Raw genomic sequence first — 2,544 nt, 5'->3', positions numbered from 1 at the left:
CCAGCCCGCGCCGCCGTCGTCGGACTTCACTCCGGTGACCACCACGCCGGACGGCGAGCCGATCACCGAAGAGATGCTGAACCAGTTCAAGCTCGACGGCGACGAACAGTCGATCCGCAACCTCGTCGCCACGAACGGCCAGTGCGCCCCGCTCTAGCAGTTTTCCGCAAACAGGCTTCCACAACAGATAGGGACACCCGGCAGTGTACGAACTCGAAAATGTCCTCCGGCCCTACGCCTGGGGCTCCACAACAGCCATTGCCGGGCTCCTCGGCCGGGCAGCATCAGGCGGCCCCGAAGCGGAGCTGTGGATCGGCGCGCACCCGGACTCCCCGTCGGTGGCGCTCAGCCCGGCAGGTGCCGGGTCGGCCGGCGCCCACGCTGCGGTGGCGGACGACGGCGGACGCCTGGCCCTGGATGCGCTGATCGCGGAGGATCCGGAGCACCATCTGGGCAGCGGCAGTGTGGCCGAGTTCGGCCCGCGGCTCCCGTTCCTGCTCAAGGTCCTGGCCGCCGACAGCCCCCTGTCCCTCCAGGTGCACCCGACGCTCGAGCAGGCCCGCGCGGGGTTCGCCCGCGAGGAGGCCGCCGGCGTCGACCGTGCGGCTGCGGAACGCAATTACAAGGACGATAACCACAAGCCGGAGATGATCCTCGCGCTGACACCCTTCGAGGCGCTGTGCGGCTTCAAACCGGCGGCGGACGCCCGCGCCGTCTTCGAGCTGCTCGTGGCGGATTTTGAGCTGGCAGGCCTCGAGCTCCCGCCGCTTGTTCCGCTGCTGCTGCAGGATTTGGCACAGCCCGAGGAGCACACGGCCCTGCGCTCGGCCTTCGAGCGGCTGATCGCCGGTGGCGGGGACGTGGCGGAGGCAACGGCCGCGATTGCGTCAGCCCTCATCTCCGGCGCCCCGACGGCGCCCTACCAGGCGGAGCTGTCCACCGTCGTCACCCTCAACGCGCAGTACCCGGGTGATCCGGGCGTGCTGATTTCGCTGCTGCTCAACAGGATCTCGCTGGCACCGGGCGAGGCCGTCTATTTGCCGGCCGGCAACGTCCACGCCTACCTGCACGGCCTCGGCATCGAGGTCATGGCCTCCTCGGACAACGTGCTGCGCGGCGGACTGACCCCGAAATTCGTCGACGTCCCCGAGCTGCTGCGGACTATCTCCTTTGAGTCCGCCGGCGTGCCGATGCTGAGCCCCGAGACCACCATGCTGGGACAGGAGGTCTTCCGGCCGCCGTTCCGCGAGTTCCAGCTGCAGCGCATCGTGCTGGAGCCCGGCGCGGAACCCGTCCCGCTGGCGCAGTCAGGAGCCGCAGTCATCATCGTGGTGTCCGGATCCGTGCTCCTTGACTCCCCCAAGGGCGAGCTGCGGCTGGACCGCGGCTCAAGCGCGTTCCTGCCCGCGGCCGAGGCCCCGGTCAACGCGCACGCCGCGTCCGGTGCCACCGGGACCGCCCTGGCCTTTGCCGTCACCACCGCACTGGAAGCCTGAGACCGTGGACCACTTCCTGCAGAACCCCGCCTGGGCCGACTTCCAGCGCAGCCTCGGCCGGACCGTGCACCAGCGCTCCGGCCCCGGCTGGAGCTTCCTGGCCATCGAGGAAAACAACCCGGCCGGGAAACTCCTCTACGCACCCTACGGCCCGGTCGCCGCGTCCCTCGCCGCGTTCGACGCCGCCCTGGCGGCCCTGACGGACCTGGCCCGCAGCTGCGGGGCCGTGTTTGTCCGGATTGAACCGGTCGACGCCGGCTTCACGGCCGCCGGCGCCGATGCTGTCCTGCGCACGCGCGGCCTCCGGCGCGCTCCGGCCAACCAACAGCCGGAACTGAGCTGGATCGTGGACCTGGACCGCGACTTCAAGGACGTCCTCGCGGACATGAAACCGGCGAACCGCAATCTGTACCGGAATATCCACAAGAAGGGCGTGACGTTCCGCTCCAGCCAGGACCCGGAGGACATCTCCGTCCTGCTGGGGTTCCTGCATCTGACGGCGGCGCGCAATGGGTTCAAGCCGCAGAGCGACGACTACCTCACCCAGGTGGCCCGCTCACTGATGCCGGCCGGAGCCGCCACGCTCTTCATTGCCGAGCTCGAGGGAGAGCCGATCGCTGCCGCCCTGGCCTACGATTCCGCGGACACGCGCACCTATGCCCACGCCGCGCTCGATGACGCGCACCGGAAGCTCAGCGCCGGGATTCCGCTGCTGGTCACGCTGATGGCAGATGCCAAGGACCGGGGCCTGAAGTATGTGGATCTCTGGGGGGTGGCACCGGCAGACCAGCCGGACCACAAGTGGGCAGGTTTCACGGCCTTCAAGAAGTCCTTCGGCGGCCGAGAAGTCGCGTACCCCGGGACCTGGGATCTCCCGGTGCGGACCTTGCGCTACGGCGGCTACCAGCTGGCCCGGAAGTGCGCTCAGGCCGCGCGCCGAGGCGTCACCGCGGCGCGGAAGCTGCCCGTCCGGCTCCGCGGGGCTCTCCGCCGCTAGCCTGGCCCTCCGGCTCGGCCCACCCTCCCCCACTGGACATGCCCCGCGCCA

2 protein-coding genes are annotated in these 2,544 nt (G+C 70.0%); both read left to right on the top strand.

Translation table 11 applies throughout. The features are described from left to right. The first annotated feature begins 203 nt into the window (after positions 1–203). The gene (gene manA, locus K789_RS0100505) at positions 204–1,496 is read left to right on the top strand and encodes a mannose-6-phosphate isomerase, class I (RefSeq protein ID WP_024365037.1); all 1,293 of its coding nucleotides are present in this window, start codon (positions 204–206) and stop codon (positions 1,494–1,496) included. 4 nt (positions 1,497–1,500) lie between these two features. Continuing rightward, a complete protein-coding gene (locus tag K789_RS0100500; RefSeq protein WP_024365036.1) occupies positions 1,501–2,493 on the top strand; it encodes a lipid II:glycine glycyltransferase FemX in 993 nt (330 codons plus the stop codon). Positions 2,494–2,544: the final 51 nt, after the last annotated feature.

The sequence above is a fragment of the Arthrobacter sp. TB 26 genome (assembly GCF_000427315.1).
Lineage (GTDB): Bacteria > Actinomycetota > Actinomycetes > Actinomycetales > Micrococcaceae > Arthrobacter.
Note: the sequence above shows the minus strand (reverse complement) of the source record. Positions and strands in the feature narration are given on the sequence as shown.